A 21,870-nucleotide genomic window follows, 5' to 3' on the forward strand; every position below is an offset into this window, starting at 1 on the left:
AGTGATTCGCTGTGAGGTGGTGGTGCCTGACTTACGCCGAGCGGTAAACCTGCGCCCCGCGTACCCAGGTCGATGCGACCTTGGTGGTGTGGATGGCATCGGGGGCGAGTTCGAACGGGTTCGGCTCGAGCACGACGAGGTTGGCCAAATGGCCGGGAGTGATTGCACCGGTGTCGTGTTCACGGTGGTTCACGTAGGCGCTGCCCGCCGTGTATGCGGTGAGCGCTGTTGCCAGGTCGAGGCGCTGGTGTGGCGCACCCAGGGGTTCGGCGGGATAGTCAGGCGCGATCCGGTTGACGGCGATGTGGATGGCGTCGATCGGGTTCGCACTGGAAACGGGCCAGTCACTGCCGGCTGCCAGTCGGGCGCCACGCTCCTTCAGCTCACCGAATGGATATTGGCGGGACTCGGCTCCGTCAGCCAGGAACGGCAGCGTGAGCTCGTCGAGCTGCGCTTCATGGCAGGCCCACAGCGACTGCATATTCGCGATCGTGTCGAGTGGGGCGAATCTGGCCGCGTCGGCTTCATCGACCACCTGGATGTGCGCCAGGTGGTGGCGGTTGTCATTCGGACCGTTTGCAGTGCGAGCGGCTTCGATGGCATCGAGCGCTTCTCGGACGGCACGGTCACCCAAAGCATGGAAGTGCACCTGGAAACCGGCGGCATCAAGTGCCGTGACATACGTCTTCAATAGTTCGGGATCAATGAACGAGAGACCGGAGTTGTCGGTGTGATGACCGTGGGCGTCTTTGTACGGCTCGTTCATCGCTGCGGTGAAGTTCTCGGCAACGCCATCGACCATGATCTTTACAGTGCCGAGCGACAACGCATCGGGCGAAACAGTCTCAGCCAGGGAATCGCGGCGAGCGATCATCTCTTCGACCTGCTCGATTCCCTGCGTACGCTCCCACCACTGGGCGCCAACGACGTGGGCGCCCAGAGCGTTGTCGTCGATAGCGTGCCGATAGGCCTGAAGCAGGTCAGGCATACCGATTGCACTGCCGATCATGGCATCCTGCCAGCCGGTGACGCCGAGAGCGAAAAGTTCGGCCTGTGCCCTGAGGAGGCCGGCGTATGCAAGCGCGTCCGAGACTGGAGGCCGCACGCTGAGAACCAGGTCGACAGCCCCCTCATGCAGGGTTCCTGCGGGGTAACCGTCGCTTTCGCGCTCAATCCGGCCGTCCGCCGGATCAGGGGTACTCGCATCGAGACCGGCGAGTTCAAGGGCCTTCGTATTCACCCAGGCACCGTGGTGATCACGGTTGCTGAGAATAACGGGCCTGTCGGGAACTATCGCGTCGAGTTGCTGTCTGGTCGGCGTGCCGCCGGGGAAGTGGTCCATTGACCATCCACCGCCGAGGATCCACTCTGCGTCGGGGTTCGCCGCAGCGAATTCGGCGATCGTGGCGAGCGTATCCTCACCACTCGTCGCCTCGGTGAGGTTGCACTGCAGCAGCTCGATGCCGCCCATTACGGGGTGGATATGGGCATCTTGAAATCCAGAGACAAGCAATGCGCCGTCGAGGTCGACAACCTCGGTATCGGGACCGATCAGCGCGTCGATGTCGGTTTCAGCGACGACTGCGACGATCACACCGTTGTTCACGGCGACAGCCAGCTGCTCAGGCACATCTGAAAGAGACGTGAAGATCGATCCACCTCGGTAAACGAGGTCAGCTGTTTCTGACACTTGAGCTCCTAGTTCGTGGCGACGTTGCATTCGAATGGTAATGAGTGACACTAGCGAGCGATCAACGACGATGTCAACGCTGCTGACTACACTGATGTGCAGCCGTTACACGGGCGAAACAAACAGGCGCATCGGGGACGTCGATCCTGATCACGCCCGCGACACCGCAGTCGCAGACACATGCTCCGCATGGAATGTGTTCTACTAACGTGAGTTCATCTCCCCCAGAAAGGCCACGAATCTGATGGTTGGCACCGAAGCGACGCAGGGCACCGAAGTCCAGGAGAAGACGCGCCTCGATCGCGAGACGATCATTGAGGCAGGGCTGCGCATCGCCGCCAAACCGGGAACGACGACGGTCACCGTGCGCGAACTGGGTACGATGCTCGGCACAGACCCGACAGCGATCTACCGACACTTCCGCAACAAGGAAAGCCTGATGCAGGCGCTGCTCGATCACCTCCTGGCAATCGGCCTGAGCGGCGTTACAGCTCCGCGTGAACAGTGGCGCGAACGAGTGCTCCAGCTGGCAAACTCCACTCTCGACGCGTTCGTCACCTACCCCGCAATCGGACTCGAAGCCATCGTGCTGAGTACCGACGGTCCTGCAGAACTCGACTCGATTGAGTTCATGCTCGACGCGGTGTCGCAGAGCGGCCTCACCGGTGACGATCTCGTGCGCCACTATGCGTCGCTGGCGAGCTATGTCATCTCATACGCCTCGGGCATCGCCCGGGAGCACAGCCTGTCGAAATCAGTCACGTCAGACGAGGCGCTGCCCTGGGTCGGTCGACCACTGGCAGTAACGGCACGGTCACACCCTCACATCGACGAGCTGCGCACAGAACTGACCGCACTGCAGGATCGCGACATCTACCTGCTCGGAATCAACGCGCTACTCGATGCGGCCGAGAGCGCGGGAAAGCTCGCTACAGCGCCTTAGTGCACGTACTCCAGCAGGTCGAGGCCGATGGCACGCATGCCGTCGAGCACCGCCAGGCGTGAGGCGAGCGTGGTGTCTGCAAACGACATCGACACCGCGTAGACAACGCCGGCTCGAGGACCGCGCAAGACGCCGACCTCGCTGCGTACTCCGGAATCCGAACCGGTCTTGTTGACCAGCAGGATGCCGTGATCGCTTTCGCGGTGAGCCAGGGGATCGAGGCCAAACGCGCTGGCCACCATCGAGAGGTCGGTGTTCAGCGACAGCCAGGCGAGCACCCGTTCGCTGGCGTCGGCATCCACGATCTCACCGCGGGCCAGTGAGGTGAACAGCCAGGTGAGCTCTTTCGCGCTTCCAACCGAGAGCTGGGGCGCATCGTCAGGCCCGCGCTTGTCGCGCACCAGGTCGAGCAATGCGGTCTGGGTCAGCCCGATCGCCTCTGCACGCGAACGCACTGCCTCAAGGCCGACTGCACGGATGAGCACGTTCGTTGCCAGGTTGTCGCTCGATGAGCCCACGAGGGCAGCCAGGTCTGCAACGGGAAGCGAGGGGGCCTGCATGTGTTGCCAGACACCGGAGTCGCCGACGGCATCCGCTGCTGTGCGATCAAGGATCGTGTACGCGCCGAAGTCGGCGTCACGCAGTCTGGCGGCGACCTCGATAAGCAGCAGGACCTTGCCGATGCTCGCGGTGGGCATGACAACGTGATCGTCGACGGACAGCAGCACCCGGCCTGTGGTCAGGTCGGTGGCGCGCGCAGAGACCTGCACGCCATTCATCGCAAGTTCGCCGAGCGCTTCGAAGCCGCGAGCGAAGTTCTCGCTGGCGACAGGGCCTTTGTGACGGCCTGCGTGTTCAGTCGAGTGGCGCGCTCGTCGCGACGATTCCTGGGCTGGAGTGACCTCTGTCAACGGGTCCTTCTACTGGGTACAGAATTAGGTACAAAATAGGGTGATTTCGGGCGTGATTTGGCCCCCAAATCACCCTAACTCACCCAGAGTCAGAGTCGTCCCCCAGTGCGGGGATCATCGCAATCTTTTACCAAATGGTGACGCGTTTGGCAGGGTCGAGCCACAGAGCGTCGTCGGGCGTCACGTTGTACGTCTCGTAGAACGAGTCGATGTTGCGCACGATCTGGTTGCACCGGAATTCGTTCGGGGAGTGCGGGTCGATGGCCAGCAGGCGAATCGCCTCTTCATCGCGCAGCTTCATCTGCCAGGCCTGCGCCCAGGAGAGGAAGAATCGCTCTGCACCGGTGAGACCGTCGATAACCGGCGGCTCCTCGCCTTTCAGCGAGAGGAGGTACGCCTTCCATGCGATCGACAGCCCGCCGAGGTCACCGATGTTCTCACCGATGGTCAGTGCTCCGTTGACATGGTGGTCGGGAATCTGGGCAGGAGAGAGAGCGTCGTACTGCTCGATGAGCGACGCGGTGCGCTCGTCGAATGCCGCGCGGTCCGCCTCGGTCCACCAGTCACGCAAACGGCCGTCGCCGTCGTACTTCGAACCCTGATCGTCGAAGCCGTGGCCAATCTCGTGCCCGATCACCGCACCGATCGCGCCGTAGTTGGCCGCGGCATCCCTGTTCTCGTCAAAGAAGGGGTACTGCAGGATAGCGGCGGGGAACACGATCTCGTTGAAACCGGGGTTGTAGTACGCGTTGATCGTCTGCGGGGTCATGAACCACTCATCGCGGTCGAGCGGCTTGCCGATCTTGCCGAGCTCACGCTGGAATTCGAACTCGCTCGTTGCGCGCACGTTCGCGATGAGGTCGTCCGGAGTGATCGACATGCTTGAGTAGTCGCGCCACTTCACCGGGTAACCGATCTTGGGCGTGAACTTTTCAAGCTTCTCGAGGGCGCTCTCGCGGGTCTCGGCTGTCATCCACTCGAGCCCGGCGATGCTCTGGCGGTAGGCCTCGACCAGGTGGTCGACAAGCACGTCCATGCTCTCCTTGGCCGCCGGCTTGAAGTAACGCTCGACGTAAACCTTGCCGACCGCCTCACCCATGCCGCCTTCGACGAACGAGACAGCGCGCTTCCAGCGGTCGCGAATCTGCGGGGTTCCGCTGAGCGTCCGGCCGTAGAAGTCGAAGTTTGCCTCGACGAAATCGGTCGACAGGTACGACGCCGATGAGCGGATGACCTGCCAGCGCAGCCAGTCGCGCCAAGCGTTGAGGCGGGGCTCGGTCAACAGGGCTGCCAGGCCGGTGATGAAGCTGGGCTGGCGAACGACGACCTCGCTGAATGCAGACGCAGGCGCGTCGAGGCCATTCAGCCAGAGGTCCAGATCGGCGCCGGCAGCGAGTGCAGCCAGCTGGCCCCAGGTCTTCAGGTTGTAGGTCTTCTCGCTGTCGCGGGATGCCACCTTGTCCCAGTGATGACCGGCAAGCTCAGTCTCGAGGTCGAAGACGCGCCTCGCGTGGGCCGCGGCGTCCGAGAAACCGGCGAGGCCGAACATCCGCTCAACGTACTGGCGGTATGCATCGCGAACCGAATCGAACTTTTCGTCGTGGTAGTACGACTCGTCGGGCAGCCCGAGCCCTGACTGGCTCACGAAAACGAGGTAGCGCTCAGGGTCTCCCGGGTCGTTGTCGACGTAGAGACCGAATGCTCCTGGCACGCCGGCGCGCTCGAGGCGGCCAAGCGTGGTGAGGAATGCGGGAATCGAGGTGATGCCATCGATCATGGCCAGGTCGGCGGCGAGTGGCGCCTTGCCCAGCTTTTCGATGCGTTCTTCGTCAAGGAAGCTGGCGTAAAGGTCGCCAACCTTGCGCTGCTCTGTGCCCGGCTCAGCACCCTGCGACTCGACGATGATGTCGCGCACTGCCTTCTCAGCTTCTTCGGCGAGCTCAGAGAACGAGCCCCAGCGTGACTTGTCGGCCGGGATCTCGGTGCGTTCAATCCAGGGGCCATTCACATGGCGGTACAGGTCGTCCTGCGGACGAACGTTCGGGTCGAAGTCGGCCGAGTTGATTCCGGATGCGAGGGGCGCGTCAGTCATATGACCAGCCTATTCCGTGGTGGCGCTGGCCGGCTGTGTGGAGGTCGGTCTGGCGGGCTGTCCGGCCTGCGGGTGCCTATGGTTAGCTGGCACCACCATGAACACTGTTTTGAACATCATCTGGTTGGTGCTGTCTGGCTTCTGGCTGTTTCTTAGTTACATGCTCGCCGGAATTATCTGCTGCATCCTGATCGTCACGATTCCCTTCGGGATCGCGTCATTCCGCATCGGCTTCTATGCGCTCTGGCCGTTCGGGCGCCGCGTCGTCGACAAGCCGGATGCCGGCGTCTTCTCGTTCCTGGGCAACGTCATCTGGGTGATCGTCGCCGGAATCTGGATCGCGCTCGAGCACATCGTGAGCGGTATCGCCCTGTGCATCACGATCATCGGGATCCCGCTGGGAATCGCGAACTTCAAGATGGTGCCGATCGCGCTGATGCCGCTCGGCAAGGAAATCGTCGACACGAGCAACCCGATGGAGTTCGCGCACTAAGGCCGCTGATTCCGGCATCCGCTACCAAATATCGACCACCCGGCAAAAGTAGAATCAACGCATCAGACTCTTCAGCAGACAACCCATCGATCGCGACATCCTGCGGCTGGCAGTCCCGGCCCTCGGCGCGCTGATCGCTGAACCCCTTTTTCTGCTTGCGGATTCCGCCATGATCGGCCACCTCGGTGAGACACCGCTGGCCGGACTGGGCCTGGCCAGTGCGGTGCTGCAAACCATCATCGGGCTAATGGTGTTTTTGGCATATACGACGACACCCGCGGTCGCGCGGTGGCTCGGAGCCGGTGACGAGAAGCGTGCGGTCTCGGTCGGCATCGACGGATTGTGGCTCGCCGCTGCCCTCGGCATCGTGCTCGCTGCCGCCGGCTGGTTCAGCACGCCGGTTCTGGTCGGAGCGTTCGGGGCAACGGATGCCGTGACGGAGCAGGCGGCGACCTACCTCGGAATTTCGATGTTCGGCATCCCGGCAATGCTCCTCGTCTTCGCCGCGACCGGGCTGTTGCGCGGACTGCAAGACACCAGGACTCCCCTGTATGTAGCCGGATTCGGCTTCGGGGTGAACATCCTGCTGAACTTCTGGTTCATCTACGGTCTGGGCCTCGGCATCGCCGGATCCGCCCTCGGTACAGTCTTCGCCCAGTGGGGCATGGTGCTGGTTTACGTCGTCGTCGTCGTGCGGCATGCGCGTAAAGCCGGAGCGCCACTCAGGCCGCACCGGGCAGGAATGATGCTGGGCGCGGCATCCGGTGGCTGGTTGTTCCTGCGTACGGTGAGCCTGCGGGCGGCGATGTTGCTTGCTGTCTTCGCCGCGACGAGCCTGGGATCCCCGGAGCTGGCCGCCTTCCAGATCGTGATGACGCTGTTCGCTACCCTGGCCTTCGCGCTTGACGCACTGGCGATCGCCGCGCAGGCCCTTGTCGGTCGCAGCCTCGGTGCCAGCGACGTGGAGAGCGTGCGAGCAGTGCTCCGTCGCACCCTTGAATGGGGCGTGCTCTGTGGGGCAGGGCTCGGTCTCATCGTGATCGTAACGAGCGGGGTGCTCGGCGCTCTGTTCACGACGGCACCGGATGTTCTCGCCATCATCCAGCCGTCACTGATCGTTCTCGGGCTCTCGGTACCGCTCGGTGGCGTGGTCTTTGTGCTCGACGGCGTGCTCATCGGTGCCGGCGATGCCCGTTATCTCGCGCTAACCGGTCTGGTGAACTTCGCGGTCTTTGTCCCATTCGCGGTGGCGATCGTGCTGTGGTCCCCCGGTGGATCCCGCGGACTGGCCCTGCTCATGCTTGCGTTCATGTTCGGCTACCTCGGTGCCCGTGCGGTGACCCTCGGACTGCGTGCGCGCTCAACCGCCTGGCTTGTAACCGGCATCCGCTGATCTGCTGTGCCCGCCCCCAGCACGCGAGATCGGAGTTGTGGTCGTTATAACGCGCTCAGAACAACCACAACTCCGATCTCGCGGGGGAAATTAGCGCTTGCCACGGGGCGAGGATGTCGTGTTTCCCAAGTGGAACTCGCTCGTGAAGCAGACAGGGGTCGCGGGGTCGCCAGCCAGCATGTGGATGAGTGCCTCGCCCGCAGCCCTGCCCTTGGCGGCAGCCGGCTGCACGAGGGTGGTGAGGTCATAGGGCGCGAGACCGTCGACACGCACGCCGTCGAAGCCCACGACGCTGAGGTCTTCCGGAACCGCCAGCCCCGCCTCTTCCGCCGCACGGATGACGCCGGCAGCCAGCAGGTCGCTTTGCGCGATGATCGCCGTCGGACGATCAGTGGAATCGGCTCGGCCGGCCAGCAGCAGGCGTCCGGCGGCGAGTCCCTCCTCGATCGAGCTATTGGCCGCACTGACACCCTGGACCTCAGGGAAGACGTCGCGCACGCCGGCAATCCGATCGGATGCCGTCGGCGAGGTGCACTCGGTCTCACGTTCCGGAGTCAGCCAGCCACGCTCCCTCGATGCCTCAAGTGGCAACGTCACGATGCCGATTGTCTGATGCCCGAGCTCGGCCAGGTGTCGGGCGGCAACTCGGGTCGCCTCCCTGTTGTCGAGCGAGATGGTCGCGATATCAGCACCGGCATCGCCCTCGATGACGACGATCGGGATGCCACGACGACGAAGCGCCTCGACCGCGCTGCCCAGTCGCGGGCTACAGCCAAAGAGCACGATGGCATCCATCGGCGCACTTTCAATGCTCACTGCATCGTCATCGTCATCAGTATCGGTCAGCAGCAACAGGCCGGCTTTGAGCGGCCCGATGCCCTCGGCGAGGCCGTCGAGCATCGCGATCTTCACCGGGTCGCGGAAGGCATCCCGCACGCGCTCGTCGACGATGACACCGACGATGCCGGAACGACCTCGCCGCAGTGACTGTGCCCGCGGGTCTGGACCGGCGTAGTCGAGCTCGGATGCAGCAGCGAGAACTCGGGCGCGAGTCGCCTCAGACACGGGGCCGGAACCACTGAACGCCAGCGAAGCAGTCGAGGAGGATACCCCGGCACGGCGCGCGACAGCGGCAAGCGTCGGGCGATCGGTCACGTTTTTGGTCATAACTCTCCTTGCGGTGAGACGCGTTGTCGGATATCTTAGTCGAATCGATTCGATCGAATCGATTCGACTGCCCTTCGGTCACCTCAACACTTCAGGATCCTCGCCATGTCACAGCCGACACCGCCCACCGGGAACCCTTCGCTCCCGACCTCCACATCGGGATCAGGCGCAGCGTCGTCCACCGCAGTCAATGCTGGGTCAATCACCACTCGTCGCGAACTCCTGAACTGGCGAAATGCAGTCTTCGCGATCTTCCTGCTCAGCGGACTCTGTGTCGCCAGCTGGGTCTCTCGGGTCCCGGCGGTGCGCGACAGCCTGCAGCTGAACACTGCAGAGGTGGGTCTGCTGATCTTCGGCCTCTCGGCCGGCTCCGTGCTCGGCCTGCTCGCCGCCGCCTGGATGCTCGCCAGGCTCGGTGCCCGCAACGGCATGGTGACCAGCATCGGAACCACCGCACTCGGCCTTGTTGCCGTCGGCGTGAGTGCGTCGGTGTTCGAGTCGTTCCCCGGCGCCTTCATCGGCTTGGCCCTTGTCGGTTTCGGCATGGGCTCGGTCGACGTGATGATGAATGTCGAAGGCGCGGCGGCCGAACGCGAGATCGGCAAGACCCTGATGCCGCTGATGCATGCCTGCTTCAGCTTCGGCACAGTGATCGGCGCCCTCATCGGTGCCGGGGCATCCGCTCTGGGGGTCGATGTCGTGTGGCACCTGATCGGCATGGCCGTGCTCGTTCTCATCGGTGCGATCATCGCCGTGCGGTTCATTCCGCTCCGCAGTGACCTGGGGGATGCCGACCCACACGTGCCGGTCGCCGATCGCCCGTCCTGGCGTGACCGCCTGCGCGAGAATCTCTCGGTCTGGGCAGACATGCGCCTGATCCTGATCGGCGTTGTCGTGCTTGGCATGTCATTCGCTGAGGGATCGGCAAACGACTGGATCGCCCTGGCTGCCGTTGACGGTCACGGCTTCAGCCCGACTAACGGCGCGATCGTATTCGGTGTGTTCGCTGTCGCAATGACCACGGGCCGTGTAATCGGCGGACCCATTCTCGACCGTTTCGGACGCGTGCTGGTGCTGCGCGCCTGCGCCGTCATGGGCGTCGTCGGACTCGGCATGTTCATCCTGGCTCCCAACGACCTCGTGCTCTATGTCGGCACAGTGCTCTGGGGCGTTGGCGCCTCGCTCGGGTTCCCCGTCGGGATGTCGGCAGCCGCCGATGACCCGAAGCGTGCAGCCGCTCGAGTGAGTGCCGTCGCCATCATCGGCTACTGCGCATTCCTCGTCGGCCCGCCCCTGCTTGGGCTGCTCGGCGAAGCATTCGGCATCCTGAACGCCCTGTTCGCGATCATGATCCTGATGGTGCTCGCCGGCCTGGCTGCTCCGGCAGCCCGCGAGCGGGTTCGCCGGTAGGGGCAGGGCGAAACTCGCGAGCGGTCATAACGTCAGCTTCGCTCGGTTAAGATCGACGGGTGCGCCTTGTAATTGCTAAATGTTCTGTTGACTATGCCGGTCGCCTCAATGCGCACCTTCCGCTCGCGACGCGGCTGCTCATGCTCAAGTCCGACGGCAGCATCCTCATCCACTCTGACGGCGGTTCGTATAAGCCGCTGAACTGGATGAGCCCGCCCTGCTCGCTCGTCGAGGAGAAGCCGGATGCCGATCAGACGGATGCCGGCATCACGGCGATCTGGACGGTCACCCATCACAAGACCGCCGACCAGCTGGTCGTCAGCCTCTATGACGTGCAGCACGACTCGGCCCATGAACTCGGTATCGACCCCGGACTCATCAAGGACGGCGTCGAAGCCCACCTGCAGAAGCTGCTTGCCGACAACATCGACCTTCTCGGCGACGGCCACACCCTGGTGCGCCGCGAGTATATGACCGCAATCGGGCCGGTCGACATCCTGGCACGGGATGCCTCAGGCGGCGCCGTGGCCGTTGAACTCAAGCGCAGGGGCGACATCGACGGAGTCGAGCAGCTCACGCGTTACCTCGAGCTGATGAACCGCGATCCGCACCTCGCACCGGTTCAGGGTGTATTCGCAGCCCAGGAAATCAAGCCGCAGGCTCGCACGTTGGCCGAAGATCGCGGCATCCGTTGCCTGGTGCTGGATTACGACGCAATGCGCGGACTCGACGACACGCATTCCCGCCTGTTTTAGGACTACCGGCTGCCCCCATTCAGGTGCAGCCAAGGGAAATGCATGCGCTTGCACAGGCTTGACACCTAATATTGGGCGAGTGAATCCCACTTTGACCCGCACATGGAGTGCCATCCTCTTTGACCTCGATGGAACGATTACGGACTCAGCACCCGGAATCACAGACTCCCTCTCCAACACCTTTACGACCCTCGGTCGCCCCGTTCCGCCACTGTCGGAGCTGATGGCGTACGTCGGCCCTCCCTTGATCGCCGCGTTCCGCGAGTACGCGGGCATGAATCCCGATGAAGCGTCGGAAGCCGTCAAGGTCTACCGCTCCATCTATTCGGGCAACGCGTCGCTCGATACCGCTGTGTACCCGGGTGTCGCCGGTCTGCTCGAGCGCATTCACGAGGCGGGCATCCCGCTGGCGCTGGCCACGAGCAAGCCTGAGCTGAACGCCATCCGCATTCTTGAACACTTCGACCTGGCCAAGTACTTCACGGTCATCGTTGGAGCCTCAGAAGACGAGACCCGCAGTGCCAAGGTCGACATCGTTGCAGAAGCCCTCCGTCGCCTCGAAGCAATCGGCACCGATCTCAGCGCCCCTGTCATGGTCGGCGACCGCATTTACGACGCAGAAGGTGCAGCCGCCAACGGCGTGCCCGCCATCCTGGTCGAGTGGGGCTATGGCTCCCCCGCCGAGGCTTCAGCAGCCACGGCTGTTGTGCACTCGGCTGACCAGCTCGGCAAGCTTCTTCTCGGCTAGTCACACCAGCAACGCGACGATGAGTCGCCCATTTTCGCTAGTCAGCGTTCACTCGCACTAGCAAAGTGGGCGGCTTATCTGCGTATTAGTCAGACAGCGGGGGCTCAGGGTCAGCGGGCAGCTCATCGGCCATCTTCGCCCACATCTGAATAGTCGTGGGTGACGCGTGTCCGAGCGCAGCCTGCAGCGCCTTGAACTGGATGCCCTGTAGACGAGCGGCCCGTGTGGCACGAGGCAACTCTTCCTTGACGACGGCGTCGCGCAGGTCTCGCAGCACGACCAGGCGAGCGAGCGATAGCTCAGCCTCGGTGGGGCGGCCGGATGAGAGCTCACGAGCGCGCCGTCTCGCCAGCGTAGCCAACACCTTTTCGAACTCTGGTTCCATGCGTGACATCCGTCTCCCTGCGTACCGTGTCATAGTAGCGGCAGCGGGTCGGTCAAACGAAAGCTAGCGCCGCCGCGTGCGCCCCGACGCTCTCCAGTGCCAGCATCGCAGCACCATTGATTGGCGCGGTCGTCACCACGGTGAGTCGGGCGCGGGGCGCCACCTCGGCAAGCCCGGCTTCTATCGAACCGAGTAACAGCTCATCGTCGGCAGCGATCACTCCGCCGCCGAGCACCACGGGAACAGCCATTTTCAGCAGGTCGAGGCGGCGAAGTGCGGTCGTGACCATGAGTACGATCTCGTCGGCCTGACGCTCGATCACACCCTGCGCGACAGCATCCCCCGCGTGGGCGGCGGCGAACAGGGTGGGACTCAGCTGCGCCAGGGCACGTGAGGGCAAGCGATCGAAGTGCAGCGCCTCCGTCACCTCGGTGATCGAAGCAAGCCCGAAAACCTGAGGCACCGTCTCGACCAGTACGGTGCTGGGTCCCCGACCATCAACCGCCCTGGCCGCATGCCAGAGTGCCTGCTCACCCAGAAACCAGCCGCCGCCCCAATCGCCCGACGTCATCCCCAGAGCAGCGAACCGCACCTGCTCGCCGTCTGCCCTGATACCGATGCAGTTGATGCCGGTGCCACAGATCAGCGCGATGGCATCGGGCGAATCGGTGCCGACCCGCAGCAGCGCAAAGAGATCGTTGTCGACGATCGCCCGTCGCCCCGTCGCTCCGATCGCCCAGCTGCGGGATGCAATGGCCGAAGTGAACGTCTCGATCTCGATCGGGAGGTCCAAACCTGACAGATACAAGGCGGTCTGCAGGACCGGACGGTGACCGGCCTGCTCACTCACCTGCCGGATGAGACGGTCGATCAACTCGACGACCGGCTGCACCCCGCTCAGTTGGGGGTTCGACCCGACGCCCCTGGCTGTCGCCACAACTGTGCCGTCGGGATCAAGCGCCCAGACGTCGGTCTTGGAGCCGCCGCCGTCGACGGCGATCACGATCCCGTCGCTGGGAGCGTCCATAGGCCACGCCTGCTCCCCCGCCGCGCCCATCAGCGAGCCCACGCCAGGTGCTGGCTGTTCTCGGCCAGCAGCAGGTCGGTCAATTTCTCTGCGCGATCGAATTGCAAGACAAGCGGATGCGCCATCATCGCCCGCAGCACCCTGTCACGCCCGCCGTGAATCGCCGCATCAAGCGCGAGCCGCTCATAGCCGGCTACCTGCGAGATGAGACCCCGTATGTCGTCATCGAGCGGGGCGATCGGCAGCGCTTGGACGCCGTGGGCGCCGACAGTCGCCGAGACCTCAATGACGTGATCGTCAGGGAGGAACGGCAACGAGCCGTTGTTGCGCAGGTTGACGACTTGCACATCGCCCCGATCGCTCGTGAGCGACGCGATCAAATCGACGGCGGCCTCGGAGTAGAACGCGCCTCCTCGCTTGCTCAGCAGGTCGGGTTTTGTATTCATGCTGGTATCTGCATATATATCGAGTAGCGCCTGTTCCACCTCGAGAACCGCCTGTGCACGGCTCGGTCCACTCCCCTGCTCTCGCAGAACCTCATCGTGCGCGTAGAAGTAGCGCAGGTAGTACGACGGCACATTCCCGAGAAGAGATATAAGGTGCGGTGGCAGCTCGATCTCCTCTGCGAGCTCGGTCAGATGCGTTCCGATCAGCTCAGGGAGCACGTCCCTGGATGCGCCAGAGACGTCGCGCAGCCAGACCCCACGCTCCCAACTGAGATGGTTGAGGCCGACGTGGTCGAGACGTATCGCGCGGTGATCGACGCCCAGCAGGTTCGCGAACTTGCGCTGGAAGCCGATGGCCACATTGCAGAGGCCGACGGCACGATGACCCTCGTTCAGCAGGGCGCGCGTCACAATGCCGACTGGATTGGTGAAGTCGATGATCCAGGCGTCGGGTTTAGCGTGCGTACGTATGGTCTCGGCGACGCTCAGCACGACAGGCACCGTCCGCAGCGCCTTGGCGAACCCGCCTGGACCCGTGGTCTCCTGGCCGATACAGCACACCGCGTGCGGGAACGTCTCGTCGCCGTGCCTGGCCGCCTGGCCGCCGATGCGCAGCTGAATGAGCACAGCATCCGCATCGGAGACCCCTGCGACCAGGTCGAGGGTCGGGATGACGCGGCCCGGGTGTCCGGCCGCCGCGAACATCCGTTGTGCCATGCCTGCAACGAGCGCCAGCCTGGCTGGATCGGTGTCGACCAGCCAGAGTTCCTCAATCGGCAGCGACGAGGAAAGCCTCGCGAAGCCATCGATGAGTTCGGGAGTGTATGTCGATCCGCCACCGATAATGCTGAGTTTCATGAGCCACCTATCTTGCGATGCCGAGGAGGGTGTTGCGCACTTCTGTCGTCAGCACGTCGCGCGCGCCAGACAGCACTGGATTTTTACGGACCCCAGAGGTCACGATGCGCGGCGACCAGCGTGAGGCACTCTTGACCTGCGCCTGCACCAGTTCGGCGAGGCGGTCACCGCCCACGGCCCCTGTCGGACCACCGAGAACAACGATCTCCGGATCGAGAACTGCGAGAACCGGGATGACGCCCAGCGCGATACGCGGGGCCAGGGCAACAAGCAGCGCATCGCGCGAATCAGCGGTTTCAATCTGGTCGAGCATTGCCGGGTAGCTTCGCGCGCGCAGCCCGGTATCCCGCGCAAGTCGCACGACGGCAGGGCCGCCGATGAGGTCCTGCAGATCGTCGGCGTCTGGATCCAGTGCGGTTGCCGCCTTCGGGACGGGGAGGTAGCCAATCTCACCCGCGCCGCCTGCAGCACCGCGGTGCACGGTGCCACCGAGGTCGACAGCCAACCCGAGGCCGGCACCCATCCAGAGCAGCGCGAATCCGGGTGCGGAAACACCGTGTCCACGGTGACGCTCGGCCACGGCCGCCAGATTCACGTCGTTGTCGATGATCACGGCGCAACCCAGGTCGTCTTCAAGCAGCTGGAGCACTCCCTTGCGCGGCCACCCTGGCAGCGCCTCGGTGAAGCTCAATTCGTCGGTGCGCGGGTCGATCGAGGCCTGAACCCCGATGCACACCAGCACAACAGCGTCAGGATCGGTGTTGCTCGCCTCGCAGGCAGCGGCGATAGCCCCGCGCACATCGCTGATCGCCGAGCGCACTTTGGCCGACGCAGACAGTGTGCGTTCGACGACTTGGTACTCGCGACCGGCAGCATCCACCACCGTCGAGCGGATCGTCAACCCGCTGATGTCGATAGCCACGCCAAGAACCCGGTCCAGGCGAACGCTGTAGCTTGCCGCGTTGGGACCACGACCGCCGGACACTTCGCCGACCGTATGGATCAGTCCGGCACCTTCGAGCCTGGACACCATGTGCGATGCCGTGGGCTTGGACAAACCAGACAGCTCACCGATGCGATTACGGGTGAGCGAGCCATGCTCAAGCAGCAAAGACAGTGCTGTGCGGTCATTCGTGGCGCGAAGCCACGATGGCGTGCCCTGGACTATCGTCATGCAGCGAACCTAACAGGAAAGTTTCTTTACAGTAAGGGGCGAAATGCCGCCCTTACCTTAGAAACCAAATCGTTACATCGGCCATAAGGTGTGAAGATGCAGAACGTCGTCGAACACGAGATCATCGCTCCGGTTGACCTCAGCCTGGGATCTGGACGGCTGAACAAGATCGCCGTCGGCTGGTCCCGTCACCGCTGGCACAACACCGACCAGATCGGTCGCGGCATGTTCGGCTGGGGTCGCAACAAGCGCTGGGAGTACTGGGGCATCGTCACGCCGACGCACCTCATCGGCATCACGGCGTCGACGCTCGACTACGCCACCCTCGCTGAACTGTGGGTCTACGACAGGGCAACGGGAGTCGAGATCGATCGGGTCGTACTCGGACCGCTGTCTCGCGGGGTCCACCTCCCCGGCACACTGCGCAGTGGCCCTGCCACCGTGCGCAACAAAGACCTGTCGATCGACATCGAAGAGGTCGACGGCGGCACCCACCTGCGTGCGAAGACCGATCGCGTTTCCCTCGACCTCATCGCTCACCGGCCGCGCAACCATGAAGCGCTTGGCGTTGTCGTTCCGTGGTCGTGGCGCCTGTTCCAGTACACGGTGAAGGATGTCGCCCTGCGCGTCGACGGCAACATCACCGTCGACGGCACGGAGTACGACGTGCCTCTCATGGAGTCCTGGGCGGTACTCGACCACGGCCGCGGACGCTGGCCGTACTCAATGACCTGGAACTGGGGCGCAGGTTCCGGCGAGATCGATGGTCAGGTCATCGGACTCCAGCTCGGCGGCAAGTGGACAGATGGCACCGGCTCAACAGAGAACTCGATCGTGATCGACGGCACCCTGCACAAGATCAGCGAAGAGCTCGACTGGGAATACGACCAGACCGATTTTATGAAGCCGTGGCGCATCATCGGCGAAAGAGTGGATGTCACGTTCACCCCGTTCTACGAGCGGGCGGCAGAAACCAACGCCGTGATCATCGCGTCGAAGACCCGACAGTGCTTCGGGCACTACGCGGGCACCGTCACCCTCGGCGACGGCACCGTCGTGACAGTCGACGGACTTATCGGCTGGGCCGAGCACGTCGAGAACAGATGGTAACCAACACAGTAGGTTCGAGAAACCAGCAACACCCACGACAGAACCCGCCATCCACTCGCGTGACTACATAGTCGCGTGAGCAGAAGACGGGTTCTGGAGAAGTGGACGACTAACCGAGTTCGATCGCGGTCCACGACACGGCTGGCAGCGTCACCGTGATGCTGCCGTCGCCGACAACCGCTGACTCATTGACCTGCATGCCGACGCGCTCCGGGTCGTCCAGCGTGTTCTTCGCGTAGACATCCGAATCAGACAGGGTCTGGGCGTCGAGCACCGCTACAGCCCCGAGCGCAGAAATGTCGATCGTGACCGTCGTTGCTTCGTCCTGGCTGCGGTTCACGAGGAACACCGCGGTCTTGCCAGTGTCTGCGTCGTGGGTGGCAACGGCGTCAACGATTGTCGCCTCGCCATAGACCTCGGTTGTGTAGGTGTCTGACTCGAGCCTGACGCTCAACGCAGTGCCCTGGGCCAGGCGCGAGGTGAGCGCGAACGGGAAGAAGGTGGTCTGGCGCCAGGCCAGGCCGTTCGGCTCTGTCATGATCGGGGCGATCACGTTGACGAGCTGGGCAAGTGACGCGCTGGTAACGCGGTCGGCGTGCTTGAGCAGCGAGATCATCAGGTTTCCGAAGACGACTGCATCGGCGACCGAGTAGATGTCTTCAAGCAGGCGCGGAGCGATCGGCCAGTTGTCGACGCCTTCGATCTTGTCGACCTGGTGATAACGGTCGAGGTACCAGACGTTCCACTCGTCGAACGAGATGTTGATCGTCTTGTCGCTGCCGTTGACGGCCTTCACGTGATCTGCCGTTGCGACGACCGACTCGATGAAGTGGTCCATATCGACGGCCGAGGCGAGGAAGCTGCCCAGGTCGCCGTTCTTCTCCTCGTAGTACGCGTGGCACGAGATGTAGTCGACATCGTCGTACGTGTGGGTGAGCACGACACGCTCCCACTCTCCGAAGGTCGGCATGTGCGCGCTCGAGGAGCCGCAGACAACGAGTTCGAGCGACGGATCAACCTGACGCATCGCCTTGGCCGTCTGCGACGCGATTTTGCCGTAGTCGTCTGCCGAACGGTGTCCGAGCTGCCACGGGCCGTCCATCTCGTTCCCGAGGCACCACATTTTCACGCCGAAGGCATCGGTTTTGCCGTTGGCCACCCGCTGGTCGGCCAGGGCGGTGCCTGAGCGGATGTTGCTGTACTCCAGCAGGTCGAGTGCTTCAAGAGTTCCTCGGGTACCGAGGTTCACGGCCAGCATCAGCTCGCTGTCGACCTTGTCGAGCCAAGACGAGAACTCGTGCAGGCCGACCTCGTTGGTCTCAGTCGAGTGCCAGGCCAGATCGAGACGACGCGGACGCTCTTCCTTGGGACCGACGCTGTCTTCCCAGCGGAAGCCGGAGACGAAGTTACCTCCCGGGTAACGGATGGCTGAGACGCCGAGCTCCTTGACCAGGTCGATGACATCCTGACGAAAGCCCTCGCTGTCAGCGCTGGCGTGGCCCGGCTCGTAGATGCCGTCATAGACGCAGCGTCCGAGGTGCTCGACGAACGATCCGAACAGGCGGCGGTTAATTGCACCGACCGTGAAGTGCGGGTCGATAGTGAGGCGTGCGGTAGGCATAGTGAACTTTCTGGTTTGTATTCGATTGAGGGAATATAAGCGTGAAACTGCAGCTATTTGATGCTTCCGAGCGAGAGTCCGCCCTGCCAATAGCGCTGCAGGAAAAGGAAGGAGAGCACCAGCGGCAGGATCGAGATGAATGATCCGGTAGTGATGAGGTTCCAAACCTGCTCGCCACCTGAACCGGCGTTGGAGAGAGCCGTCCAGCGGTTCAGCCCGAGGGTGACAGGCAGCAGGTTCGGGTCGCTCAACACGGCCAGTGGCAGGAAGAAGTTGTTCCAGGTGCCGACGACGGAGAGCAGCAGCACAGTGACTAGGGCCGGGCGCAGTAGCGGCAGCGCGACCTGGAAGAAGATGCGGATCTCGCCAGCACCATCGACCCTGGCGGCGTCGAGCATTTCGTCCGGAACGGCATCTTGCGTGTACACCCGCATCAGGTAGACGCCGAACGGGCTGAGCAGGGAGGGCAGGATGACCGCCCAGATCGTGTTGATCAGGCCGAACTGGCTGAGCAGCATGAAGGTCGGGATCACGAGTGCGGTGAGCGGAACCATGACTGAGCCGAGCAGCACGGTGAAAAATGCACTGCGACCACGGAAGCGGTACTTGGCAAATCCGTATCCGGCCATCACAGACAGGATGGTGGCGCCGAGGCCACCGGCGAACGCGTAGAGGAACGAGTTGCCGAGCCAGCGCCAGTAGATGCCGCTCTGGTGGCTGAACAGCCCCGCGACATTATCGAAGAAGGCGAAGTTGTCGTCGAACCAGAGAGCTCCGCCGCTGCCGGAGAAGAGTCCGGAGTTGCTCTTGGTGCTGGCCACGATGAGCCACCACAGCGGCGTGATGAAGTAGATCACCAGGATGATCAGCAGCACATGCGAGCCGATGCGACGTCCGCCATTGCGCCCCTGGGTCGATTTTCCACCGCGTCCTGAGCGGATGCGGCCAGCTGGAGTGATCGTCGACGTGTCAGAAGCTGTCGGAGCCGGGGCCGAGGTTGTGAGCGCCATTACTTGAGTCCGCTCTGCTTGCGCGTGAGGAAGAGGAAGATGAACGAGCCGATGAACACCACGATGCCGAGCGAGAATGCGATCGCAGACGCGTAGTTGAACTGGCTGTATGAGAACGCGAGGGTGTACGCGTACATGTTTGGCGTGTACGACACGGGGATCGCGCCCTGGGCGATGCTGCGGAGCACCTGCGGCTCTGTGAAGAACTGCAGCGTTCCGATGAGGGCGAAGATCAGCACCATGACCATGGATGAACTGATCATTGGCACCTTGATGCGGGTGGCTGTCTGCCATCCGTTTGCGCCGTCGATACGGGCTGCCTCATAGATAGAGGGATCGATACCGCGAAGCGCCGAGTAGATGATGATCATGTAGTAGCCGGCCCACTGCCAGGTCACGATGTTGACGAGGCTGCCGAAGATCGCGCTCTGACTGAGAAAGTCGGGGGCGGTGAGGCCGACGAGCGAGAAGAGGTCTGCCGCCGGTCCAAAGCGCGGGCTGTACAGGAAGCCCCACATGAGTGCGCCGATGACCACGGGGATCGAGTAGGGCACAAAGATCATCAGGCGAGAGAACTTCGACAGCACCGTCGTGAGGTTGTCGAGCACGAGTGCTGCGATCAGGGCGACGAGCATCTGCGCCGGGATCATGATGAACGCGAACGAGGCCACCCGGCCAAGACCCTCAAGGAAGATCGGGTCGGTGAATGCCTTGACGTAGTTGGCGAACCAGGTGAACTGTGTACCGGTGGCCAGAGTCGAGGTCTGCAGGCTCATCCAGAACGCGTAACCCAGCGGAATGATGAGGAAGCAGAGGAAGACGAGTGCGAACGGGCCGACGAAGAGCCAACCCCAGCGCTGACGCTTCAGGTCGATCCTGCTTCCGCCGCTGGTGCCGGCAGCGCGGCGGGCGATGCGGGGCTTCGCTGCCTGCAGTGTGTGACTGGTCATTAATGTTCTTTCTGCTCTGAAAGGTAAAACGGTGCCCGGCCCATCGGAATGATGGCTGACGAACCGGGCACCCATGGTTCGAGCTACTTGACGGTGAAGCCCTGCTCCGTCGCGTACTTCACGAGGCTCTCCTGCAGGTCATCGAGTGCCGTCGCTGAGTCCTTCTCGCCCTGGACCATGGCGTACTGCTCTTCGGTCAGCTGATCGAATGCGTAGTTCTGGAACGGGCTGAACGTGAAGCCGGAGTAGCCGGCTGCGGCGTTCAGGAAGACGTCCTTGTTAATCTGCTGTCCGCCGAAGAACGGGTACTCCAGGTTGGCGAAGTAGTCAGAGTCGAGAACCGGCTTGTATGTCGGGAACAGACCGCTCTTCTCAACGCCGATCTTCCAGGCGTCTTCGGTACCAAAGATCTCCTTGGCGACGATTGCTGCAGCTTCGGCATCCTTGGCCTGGCTGGTCACGGCAAAGCTCGAGCCACCCCAGTTGGCCTGAACCGGAGCCGAGGCGTCCCACTGCGGCAGCGGTGCGACGCGCCATTCGGCGTCTGCATCTGCATCGGAGAGACCCTGCAGGTAGCCGGGGCCCCAGGCTGCAGCGAGGTACACGGCGTATGTGCCGTCAACGAGGCTGGTGTTGTAGTCAGCGGTGAAGGCGTCATCCGTCGTGACGAGGTCGTCCTTGATCAGGCCGTCCCAGTAGGCGAGAACGCTCTTCGACGCGTCGTCGTTCACGTCGATGCTCACCTCGGTGGGCTTGGAGTTGTCGTAGATGTACGGCGTCGAGCCAGCCTGTGCGAACAGCGCCTGGTTGAATGCGCGACCGTTGGTCGGGTAGTTGACGAGAACGCCGCCAGAAGCCGAGCTCTTGAGCTGTGCTGCTGCAGTGGCGAACTCTGCCCACGTCGTCGGAACCGCGATGCCGTTGGCGTCGAAGATGTCCTTGCGGTACAGCATGCCCATGGGGCCACTGTCGACCGGAATCGCGTAGACGGAGTCGCCGCTGGATACGTCCTTCCAGGCACCCTCTGTGTAGTTGTCCTTCACGTCTGCAGCGCCGTATTCAGAGATGTCGGCCAGAGCCTTGCGGATGCTGAAGCTCGAGATCACCTCGTTCTCCAGCTGGATGACGTCTGCGGCGCCGGAGCCGGCTTCAATCGTCGTCGAGAATTTGGTGTATTCGTCGTTGCCCTGGCCGGCGTTGGTCCAGCAGACCTGCACGTCGTCGTGGGTGTTGTTGAACAGGTCGACGACCTGCTCGAACTCGGGGTACCAGGCCCACACCGTGACCTGCTTGGCGTCGGCGTTGACAATCTTGTTGGTGCAGGATGCTGCCTCTGACGAGCCGCCTGTAGCGCAGCCGGTGAGCGCTGCGGCTGCAACGGCGACGACGCCTGCAGCTGCGATGATCTTGGACTTCATGTTGGTACTTTTTCCTCTCGCGGTGATGTGGACACCGTTGTCTGAATGCGATTGCGGATAGGAATTCACTCAGCCGGGATGCGGCAGTGAGAGAGCGGCGTGAGGCACCGGAGACGAGGAAGAGAGCGAAACCGTGCGTGTCGGTTGCATGTTGCGAATCCTCCTCGATTCGGTCAGAGCCCGATCGACCTCGCGGTCGCATCAGATTTCATCCTCTTTTACAACGTTGTAAAGTAAACGTTGTAATCACATTTTGCAGATGGATTCGC

The 21,870-nt window shown here is 63.0% G+C and carries 19 protein-coding genes; 7 read left to right on the forward strand and 12 right to left on the reverse strand.

Annotated features, from left to right (window positions below):
* Nucleotides 1-31: 31 nt before the first annotated feature.
* A complete protein-coding gene (locus tag ACMT3I_RS10945) occupies nt 32-1,690 on the reverse strand; it encodes an amidohydrolase (RefSeq protein WP_414804530.1) in 1,659 nt (552 codons plus the stop codon).
* A gap of 244 nt (nt 1,691-1,934) precedes the next feature.
* Between ACMT3I_RS10945 and ACMT3I_RS10950 the strand changes: the two genes are divergently transcribed.
* A complete protein-coding gene (locus ACMT3I_RS10950) occupies nt 1,935-2,633 on the forward strand; it encodes a TetR/AcrR family transcriptional regulator (RefSeq protein ID WP_414804531.1) in 699 nt (232 codons plus the stop codon).
* Here the strand turns inward: ACMT3I_RS10950 and ACMT3I_RS10955 are convergent.
* Both ACMT3I_RS10955 and ACMT3I_RS10960 read right to left on the reverse strand, forming a co-directional pair.
* Entirely contained in the window at nt 2,630-3,544 is a 915-nt protein-coding gene (locus ACMT3I_RS10955; RefSeq protein WP_414804532.1) for a serine hydrolase, read from the reverse strand. The genes ACMT3I_RS10950 and ACMT3I_RS10955 overlap by 4 nt on opposite strands.
* A gap of 127 nt (nt 3,545-3,671) precedes the next feature.
* A complete protein-coding gene (locus ACMT3I_RS10960) occupies nt 3,672-5,636 on the reverse strand; it encodes a M13 family metallopeptidase (RefSeq protein WP_414804533.1) in 1,965 nt (654 codons plus the stop codon).
* Between the two features lie 97 nt (nt 5,637-5,733).
* On the opposite strand from ACMT3I_RS10960, the gene ACMT3I_RS10965 reads away from it, so the two are divergent.
* Both ACMT3I_RS10965 and ACMT3I_RS10970 read left to right on the forward strand, forming a co-directional pair.
* Complete coding sequence (locus ACMT3I_RS10965; RefSeq protein ID WP_414804534.1) at nt 5,734-6,129, forward strand: YccF domain-containing protein; 396 nt, start codon at nt 5,734-5,736, stop codon at nt 6,127-6,129.
* A gap of 61 nt (nt 6,130-6,190) precedes the next feature.
* Entirely contained in the window at nt 6,191-7,522 is a 1,332-nt protein-coding gene (locus ACMT3I_RS10970) for an MATE family efflux transporter (protein WP_414804817.1), read from the forward strand.
* Between the two features lie 90 nt (nt 7,523-7,612).
* On the opposite strand, the gene ACMT3I_RS10975 is transcribed toward ACMT3I_RS10970, so the two are convergent.
* A complete protein-coding gene (locus ACMT3I_RS10975) occupies nt 7,613-8,689 on the reverse strand; it encodes a LacI family DNA-binding transcriptional regulator (protein ID WP_414804535.1) in 1,077 nt (358 codons plus the stop codon).
* Between the two features lie 105 nt (nt 8,690-8,794).
* On the opposite strand from ACMT3I_RS10975, the gene ACMT3I_RS10980 reads away from it, so the two are divergent.
* The 3 genes from ACMT3I_RS10980 (at nt 8,795) to ACMT3I_RS10990 (ending at nt 11,602) form a co-directional block, all read left to right on the forward strand.
* Nucleotides 8,795-10,099 carry an MFS transporter gene (locus ACMT3I_RS10980; RefSeq protein WP_414804536.1) on the forward strand — a complete coding sequence of 435 codons (1,305 nt, stop codon included), beginning with the start codon at nt 8,795-8,797 and terminating at the stop codon, nt 10,097-10,099.
* 59 nt (nt 10,100-10,158) lie between these two features.
* A complete protein-coding gene (nucS, locus tag ACMT3I_RS10985; protein WP_414804537.1) occupies nt 10,159-10,854 on the forward strand; it encodes an endonuclease NucS in 696 nt (231 codons plus the stop codon).
* 79 nt (nt 10,855-10,933) lie between these two features.
* Nucleotides 10,934-11,602, forward strand: a complete 669-nt coding sequence (locus tag ACMT3I_RS10990) for an HAD hydrolase-like protein (RefSeq protein WP_414804538.1) — start codon at nt 10,934-10,936, stop codon at nt 11,600-11,602.
* A gap of 85 nt (nt 11,603-11,687) precedes the next feature.
* Here ACMT3I_RS10990 and ACMT3I_RS10995 read toward each other — a convergent pair whose 3' ends face one another.
* From ACMT3I_RS10995 to ACMT3I_RS11010, 4 genes are read right to left on the reverse strand one after another with little or no spacing between them, the layout of a single operon-like run.
* Nucleotides 11,688-11,996 (reverse strand): hypothetical protein, encoded by a 309-nt coding sequence (locus tag ACMT3I_RS10995; RefSeq protein WP_414804539.1) that lies wholly within the window; start codon nt 11,994-11,996, stop codon nt 11,688-11,690.
* Between the two features lie 43 nt (nt 11,997-12,039).
* The gene (locus ACMT3I_RS11000) at nt 12,040-13,014 is read right to left on the reverse strand and encodes an N-acetylglucosamine kinase (protein ID WP_414804540.1); all 975 of its coding nucleotides are present in this window, start codon (nt 13,012-13,014) and stop codon (nt 12,040-12,042) included.
* Between the two features lie 29 nt (nt 13,015-13,043).
* Nucleotides 13,044-14,318, reverse strand: a complete 1,275-nt coding sequence (locus ACMT3I_RS11005) for a 6-phospho-beta-glucosidase (protein ID WP_414804541.1) — start codon at nt 14,316-14,318, stop codon at nt 13,044-13,046.
* A gap of 7 nt (nt 14,319-14,325) precedes the next feature.
* Entirely contained in the window at nt 14,326-15,492 is a 1,167-nt protein-coding gene (locus ACMT3I_RS11010) for an ROK family protein (RefSeq protein ID WP_414804542.1), read from the reverse strand.
* Between the two features lie 96 nt (nt 15,493-15,588).
* Here ACMT3I_RS11010 and ACMT3I_RS11015 point away from each other — a divergent pair, with 96 nt between their 5' ends.
* Nucleotides 15,589-16,602, forward strand: coding sequence for a DUF2804 domain-containing protein (locus ACMT3I_RS11015; RefSeq protein WP_414804543.1), 1,014 nt, complete (start codon nt 15,589-15,591; stop codon nt 16,600-16,602).
* 109 nt (nt 16,603-16,711) lie between these two features.
* On the opposite strand, the gene ACMT3I_RS11020 is transcribed toward ACMT3I_RS11015, so the two are convergent.
* The 4 genes from ACMT3I_RS11020 to ACMT3I_RS11035 all read right to left on the reverse strand — a co-directional run bounded on the left by ACMT3I_RS11020 (nt 16,712) and on the right by ACMT3I_RS11035 (nt 21,601).
* On the reverse strand, nt 16,712-18,223 hold the full coding sequence (locus tag ACMT3I_RS11020) for an alpha-N-arabinofuranosidase (protein WP_414804544.1): 1,512 nt from the start codon (nt 18,221-18,223) through the stop codon (nt 16,712-16,714).
* 53 nt (nt 18,224-18,276) lie between these two features.
* Nucleotides 18,277-19,233 carry a carbohydrate ABC transporter permease gene (locus ACMT3I_RS11025; protein ID WP_414804545.1) on the reverse strand — a complete coding sequence of 319 codons (957 nt, stop codon included), beginning with the start codon at nt 19,231-19,233 and terminating at the stop codon, nt 18,277-18,279.
* Nucleotides 19,233-20,183 (reverse strand): carbohydrate ABC transporter permease, encoded by a 951-nt coding sequence (locus tag ACMT3I_RS11030; RefSeq protein WP_414804546.1) that lies wholly within the window; start codon nt 20,181-20,183, stop codon nt 19,233-19,235. The genes ACMT3I_RS11025 and ACMT3I_RS11030 overlap by 1 nt, the downstream gene beginning before the upstream one ends.
* An 83-nt stretch (nt 20,184-20,266) precedes the next feature.
* Nucleotides 20,267-21,601 carry an ABC transporter substrate-binding protein gene (locus ACMT3I_RS11035; RefSeq protein ID WP_414804547.1) on the reverse strand — a complete coding sequence of 445 codons (1,335 nt, stop codon included), beginning with the start codon at nt 21,599-21,601 and terminating at the stop codon, nt 20,267-20,269.
* Nucleotides 21,602-21,870: the final 269 nt, after the last annotated feature.

This window comes from Leifsonia sp. A12D58 (assembly GCF_047530025.1).
Taxonomy (GTDB): Bacteria; Actinomycetota; Actinomycetes; order Actinomycetales; family Microbacteriaceae; genus Cryobacterium.

Coding starts and splice junctions, on each gene's coding strand:
- ACMT3I_RS11020 (WP_414804544.1), bottom strand. CDS start 18,223: ATGCCTACCGCACGCCTCACTATCGACCCGCACTTCACGGTCGGTGCA.
- ACMT3I_RS10965 (WP_414804534.1), top strand. CDS start 5,734: ATGAACACTGTTTTGAACATCATCTGGTTGGTGCTGTCTGGCTTCTGG.
- ACMT3I_RS10950 (WP_414804531.1), top strand. CDS start 1,935: ATGGTTGGCACCGAAGCGACGCAGGGCACCGAAGTCCAGGAGAAGACG.
- ACMT3I_RS10980 (WP_414804536.1), top strand. CDS start 8,795: ATGTCACAGCCGACACCGCCCACCGGGAACCCTTCGCTCCCGACCTCC.
- ACMT3I_RS11000 (WP_414804540.1), bottom strand. CDS start 13,014: ATGGACGCTCCCAGCGACGGGATCGTGATCGCCGTCGACGGCGGCGGC.
- ACMT3I_RS10975 (WP_414804535.1), bottom strand. CDS start 8,689: ATGACCAAAAACGTGACCGATCGCCCGACGCTTGCCGCTGTCGCGCGC.
- ACMT3I_RS11010 (WP_414804542.1), bottom strand. CDS start 15,492: ATGACGATAGTCCAGGGCACGCCATCGTGGCTTCGCGCCACGAATGAC.
- ACMT3I_RS11025 (WP_414804545.1), bottom strand. CDS start 19,233: ATGGCGCTCACAACCTCGGCCCCGGCTCCGACAGCTTCTGACACGTCG.
- ACMT3I_RS11015 (WP_414804543.1), top strand. CDS start 15,589: ATGCAGAACGTCGTCGAACACGAGATCATCGCTCCGGTTGACCTCAGC.
- ACMT3I_RS11035 (WP_414804547.1), bottom strand. CDS start 21,601: ATGAAGTCCAAGATCATCGCAGCTGCAGGCGTCGTCGCCGTTGCAGCC.
- ACMT3I_RS10960 (WP_414804533.1), bottom strand. CDS start 5,636: ATGACTGACGCGCCCCTCGCATCCGGAATCAACTCGGCCGACTTCGAC.
- ACMT3I_RS10995 (WP_414804539.1), bottom strand. CDS start 11,996: ATGTCACGCATGGAACCAGAGTTCGAAAAGGTGTTGGCTACGCTGGCG.
- ACMT3I_RS11030 (WP_414804546.1), bottom strand. CDS start 20,183: ATGACCAGTCACACACTGCAGGCAGCGAAGCCCCGCATCGCCCGCCGC.
- ACMT3I_RS11005 (WP_414804541.1), bottom strand. CDS start 14,318: ATGAAACTCAGCATTATCGGTGGCGGATCGACATACACTCCCGAACTC.